Source organism: Desulfonatronospira sp. MSAO_Bac3 (genome assembly GCF_003838035.1).
Taxonomy (GTDB): Bacteria; Desulfobacterota; Desulfovibrionia; order Desulfovibrionales; family Desulfonatronovibrionaceae; genus Desulfonatronospira; species Desulfonatronospira thiodismutans.
Genome location: NZ_QYZY01000065.1, coordinates 1 through 5080 on the forward strand (window position 1 = coordinate 1; position 5080 = coordinate 5080).

General features: G+C 55.9%; 4 protein-coding genes and 1 pseudogene. 3 read left to right on the top strand and 2 right to left on the bottom strand.

Features of this window, described 5'->3' with window-relative positions; all coding sequences use genetic code 11:
- From D5S03_RS02385 to D5S03_RS02395, 3 genes are all read left to right on the top strand, one after another.
- Window positions 1-268, top strand: a 268-nt coding sequence (locus tag D5S03_RS02385) for a bifunctional adenosylcobinamide kinase/adenosylcobinamide-phosphate guanylyltransferase (RefSeq protein ID WP_287042576.1), incomplete at its 5' end; no start/stop codon positions are given.
- Between the two features lie 245 nt (window positions 269-513).
- Entirely contained in the window at window positions 514-1578 is a 1065-nt protein-coding gene (gene cobT, locus D5S03_RS02390) for a nicotinate-nucleotide--dimethylbenzimidazole phosphoribosyltransferase (RefSeq protein ID WP_287042577.1), read from the top strand.
- Window positions 1579-1581: 3 nt separating this feature from the next.
- Complete coding sequence (locus D5S03_RS02395) at window positions 1582-4167, top strand: cobyric acid synthase (protein WP_287042578.1); 2586 nt, start codon at window positions 1582-1584, stop codon at window positions 4165-4167.
- A gap of 39 nt (window positions 4168-4206) precedes the next feature.
- Here the strand turns inward: D5S03_RS02395 and D5S03_RS02400 are convergent, their stop codons facing one another.
- Entirely contained in the window at window positions 4207-4611 is a 405-nt protein-coding gene (locus tag D5S03_RS02400; protein ID WP_008871154.1) for a hypothetical protein, read from the bottom strand.
- A 257-nt stretch (window positions 4612-4868) separates the two neighbouring features.
- Window positions 4869-5080, bottom strand: a pseudogene (locus D5S03_RS02405) (thymidylate synthase); the annotation flags it as partial.

The following is a 5080-nucleotide window of genomic DNA, read 5'->3' on the forward strand; positions in this document are numbered from 1 at the left end:
CTGCCTCACCGTATGGCTGGGCAATCTCATGCATCAGGAGCTTGTGCAGGACAACACCTGCCAGCAACTGGAAAATTTCTTTGCCCTGCTTGCAGCCCCGCCCTGCCATGTATTCGTGGTCAGTAACGAACTGGGCATGGGCATTGTCCCCGGGGACTCACTTTCCCGCAGTTACCGGGACATGATGGGCCGCATCAACCAGCGGACCGCATCCCTGGCCCATGAGGCCTATTTTGTAGTCAGCGGGATGCCTCTCAGATTGAAATAATTTAAGCATGTCACCATTCAGAGGGTGCCGCTATCGGCCCGTAAGCCAGTTATCTGTTAATTGTTAATTGTTATCTGTTAATTGTTAATTGTTATCTGTTAATTGTTAATAGGTTAAGACAGTTTATTCAGGCTGCTGTTCTTCAACTATTAACAAATAACTATTAACTGATAACAAATATTAACTGATAACAATTCAATGCTTACGAAATTTAAATAACCACCTGCAAACCAAAGGAACAGCCAATGACTCTACTGGAGCAATCCATCCAGAACATAACCCAGCCGGACCAGGAAATAAAATCAGCTGCCCTGAAGCGTCTGGCGAACCAGGCCAGGCCGCGGGGAAGTCTGGGCCGGCTGGAACCGGCAGCTGCCCGTCTGGCCTCCATCTGCGGCCGGCTGGATGTAAAGCTTGACCGGAAAACAATAGTCACCTGTGCCGGTGATCACGGGGTGGTTGAAGAGGGAGTCAGCCTCTTTCCAAGCGAAGTCACGGCCCAGATGGTCTACAATTTCGTCCAGGGCGGGGCATCCATAAATGTCCTGGCTGCCCACGCCGGGGCCAGGGTCAGGGTGGCCGACCTGGGAGTAAGACACGATTTTGATCCAGGACTTGATATCCTGCACAAAAAAATCCGCAAAGGCACTGCCAACATGGCCACAGGCCCGGCCATGACCCGGGAGGAGGCAGCAGCATCCGTCGAAGCCGGTATTGGCATTGCAAACCAACTGGCTGAGAGCCCGGGCCTGGATCTTCTGGGCACCGGGGACATGGGCATAGGCAATACCACTGCCTCTTCCGCCATTATAGCGGTTTATTCCGGGCTGCCCCTCAAAGAACTGGTAGGACCGGGCACGGGACTGGACGAGCAGGGGCTTGACCTCAAGGCCAGGGTCATAAAAAAGGCCCTGGATCTTAACCGCCCGGACCCTGCCGACCCCATGGGCGTTCTGGCCAGGGTTGGCGGACTGGAGATCGGGGGACTGGCCGGCTTAGTCATAGGCGCGGCAGCGAGACAGATTCCGGTGGTCTGCGACGGACTCATCTCCACTGCCGGGGCCCTGATAGCCTGCGAACTATGCCCTGCAGCCGGGCAGTATATCTTTGCCGGGCACCGCTCCCGAGAAACAGGACACGAGTACATGCTCAGGCACTTAGGCCTGACCCCCCTGCTGGATCTGGAGATGCGCCTGGGCGAAGGCACAGGTGCAGCCCTGGCCATGCACATCCTGGATGCCTGTACCAGAATCCTGGCGGATATTAAAACCTTTGAAGAAGTAGGCATTGAAAATGCCCATGAAGGCTAAGACATGAGCACCTCTTCCCAGCAGCCCCACGGCGGGGACATATCTGCCCTGGCCCGCAAGTCCGGGCTTAGCCCTGATGCAATTGTGGACTTTTCCGCCAGCATCAATCCCCTGGGATTTCCGGAATGGCTGCGACCGCTGATAAGCACAACCCTGGAAAAGGCGGCCCATTACCCCGACCCCGGGGCCTGCGACCTGGTCCAGGCCGCCTGCCGGCGCTACAATACCCGGCCGCAAGAGGTCCTGGCAGGCAATGGTACAGCCGAGATCATTTCTCTGCTTCCGCTGGCCATGAATTTTAAGCGGGCCGTGATACCCGCCCCCACCTACGCTGATTACGCCCGGGCCTGCCTTGCTGCAGGACTTAAGGTGCATCGATTCAATCTGGACCAGGCCGTGGATTTTGCCCTGGATCCGACTGAGCTTGTACCCCATCTGCAGGGCCGGGAGCTGGTCTTTATCTGCCGTCCCAACAACCCCACCGGCTTAGACGTGGATGCAGCCGGGATACGCAGCCTGGCCGCGGACTTTCCGGACAGCCTTTTTGTAGTGGATGAGGCCTTCGGCGACTTTGTGCCTGATTTTGACAGCCTGGTGCAAAACCGTCCCGTCAATGTCACGGTCCTTTTGTCCATGACCAAGATGTTCGCCCTGCCCGGTCTGCGCCTGGGCCTGGCCCTGGCAGACCCGGAGGTGGTCCGGGCCGTATCCGGCATCCAGCCCTTCTGGTCGGTGAATGTCCTGGCCCAGGCCGCCGGGGTGCAGGCCCTGCAGGACCATGAGTTTGTGCTTAAAACAAGGGAGTACGTCGCCCGGAAGCGCCACAGCCTGTCTCAAAGCCTGGGGGAGATTCCAGGCATAAAGATCTACCCCGGACAGGCCAACTTTCTGCTCCTGGGGCTGGATGAGCGCCTGCCCGAAGCTTCAGAACTCACAGTCCTACTCCTTGAAAAGCACGGCCTGGCTGTACGGGACTGCTCCAATTTTCACGGTCTGGACCACAGGCACGTGCGGGTGGCGGTGCGCTCTTCCCGTGAAAACCAGATGCTAGTGCGGGCCATGCACAGCGTTCTCACTGCAAAACCACCCAGGCCGGCCCAGTCAAAGCAGCCGGCCATCATGTTTCAGGGCACCAGTTCCAATGCCGGCAAAAGCATCCTGGCCGCTGCCATGTGCCGCATACTGCTCCAGGATGGATACCGGCCTGCGCCCTTTAAATCCCAGAACATGTCTCTTAATTCCTTTGTCACCAGCCAGGGCGGTGAAATGGGCCGGGCCCAGGTGGTCCAGGCCCAGGCCGCCCGGTTGGAGCCGGACGTGCGCATGAACCCGGTGCTTCTAAAGCCCAGCAGCCAGACCGGGTGCCAGGTGATAATCAACGGTCAGGCAGTGGGCAACATGGGTGCAACAGGTTACGTGGATTACAAGCCCAAGGCATTCCAGGCCGCCAGGCAAGCCTATGACAGCCTGGGCCGGGAATTCGACGTCCTGGTCCTGGAAGGGGCCGGCAGTCCAGCTGAAATCAATCTCAAGAGCCACGACATAGTCAACATGGCCATGGCCGAATACGCCCGCTCTCCGGTCCTCATCGTGGGGGACATCGACCGCGGCGGGGTGTTTGCTTCCTTTGCCGGGACCATGGAGGTCCTGGCCGAGTGGGAGCGAAAACTCATCCGAGGCTTTGTGGTCAACAAGTTCCGGGGGGATGCCTCCCTGCTGGGAAACGCCTTTGAACTGACCCTGCAGCACACCGGCAGGCCGGTGGTGGGAGTGGTGCCCTACATGCAGAACCTGGATCTGCCGGACGAGGATTCAGTGGGCTGGAAGGAGGGCATTAAGGACCAGAATGGCCACGCAGAAGACTGTGTCCGGGTGGGCGTAGCGGATCTGCCCCACATAAGCAATTTCACCGATTTTGACGCCCTGCGCCTGGAACCGGACGTAAGCCTGGAAACAGTCCGTTCCCCTAATGACCTGCAGGGACTGGATGCAGTTATTATTCCCGGCAGCAAAAACGTATTCCAGGACCTGGCCTGGCTGGACCAAACCGGGCTCAAGGCTGCCATTTCCAGACTTGGCTCTGAGCAGAAGGTGGAAATAATCGGCATCTGCGGAGGGCTGCAGATGCTTGGTAATGAAATAAGCGACCCCTTTGAGCTGGAATCCCCGGGACAGAAAGTGCAGGCCGCCGCCCTTCTGGATATTTATACGGAAATGGCCCACCAGAAAACCCTGACCCGGGTGGAGGCCACCCATATACAGTCCGGACTCAATGTCCTGGGCTATGAAATCCATCATGGAGTCAGCCGTCTCGGGGGCCGGCCGCTCTTGCGGCTTCCTGACGGGAAAAATGAGGGGGTTCTCTCTGAAAGCGGGCTGGTATGGGGTACTTACTTGCACGGAATTTTCGATGCCGACGAATTCCGCCGCTGGGTCATCGACCAATTGCGCAGCCGCAGGGGAATGGAGCCCAAGAACCAGGTCATGTGCATCTACAACCCGGACCAGGCCCTGGACCGCCTGGCTGAGCAGGTCCGCTCAAGCCTGGACCTGGAACTTATCTATAAATGGATGGGGCTAAAGGAATAAGAAGTCAGCTGCGGGAGTGTCTCATTTCGAAGAAGCCAGCTAAAGAAATTTGATCAGACCCACGACAATTCCGCCTACAGCCACTGTGGTGCTGAAAAACCAGATAATCAAGCGATCTATTCTTTTGGTCATGACTTCAAAGCGCTGATCCATCTGTTCGAAACGTCTTTCCATCTGTTCGAAACGTCTTTCCATCTGTTCGAAACGTTTGTCCATCTGTTCGAAACGTTTGTCCACCTGATCAAAACGTTTGTCCATCTGATCAATGATGTGCTGAATCATGTCCCGCTGGTGCTTAAGCTCTTCCTCCACCCGGACCATGCGCTCGCGCAGTTCTATTTCATACACCTGCGGCGGCTTGCCAAGACTTTGCTCGGCCAGCCACTGGGCCATATGCTCTTTCAAAAAATCTATCTGTTCTTTGCTGAATGGTGCTGAAGACATAACAACCGTCCTGAAGAATAAGGAACACAAATAAGTGCCGGAGGGCCTGTCCCTGATTTTACAAGTCACCCATTGTCTAAATGTCGTTGCAGAATTATTTTCCAGCCATATTTATTTATTCTTTAATGCAGGCAGTGGAAAAAAGCAAGAAGCAGGAGCAATCTTGACTTTTTCCGTCACTCTCTTTTTAAAAGCGCCCGGAAGGTGCATATTTAATCCTGAAAAAGGCCTGCAAACCAGAAAAGCAGTTATGAGGCTCAAGGGGCATCTTTTCTGCAGGTCCTGATTCTGGCCAGTTCCTCGGCGTAGCCGTAAATATGCAGGCCTTTGGATGAAGCAAGAATAGGACCTGGGCTTACACCTTCAATACTGTCCGCCATATATTTCTGAAGCACGGCAATCCCGGCCAGGTTTGCCGGGAAACCTCCCCACAGATCCCAGGACCGGAAATATGGATAAAAAATCAACC

Excerpts from the sequence above, each read along its gene's own strand:
- D5S03_RS02400 (WP_008871154.1), bottom strand. The coding sequence starts at position 4,611 with ATGTCTTCAGCACCATTCAGCAAAGAACAGATAGATTTTTTGAAAGAG.
- cobT (WP_287042577.1), top strand. The coding sequence starts at position 514 with ATGACTCTACTGGAGCAATCCATCCAGAACATAACCCAGCCGGACCAG.
- D5S03_RS02395 (WP_287042578.1), top strand. The coding sequence starts at position 1,582 with ATGAGCACCTCTTCCCAGCAGCCCCACGGCGGGGACATATCTGCCCTG.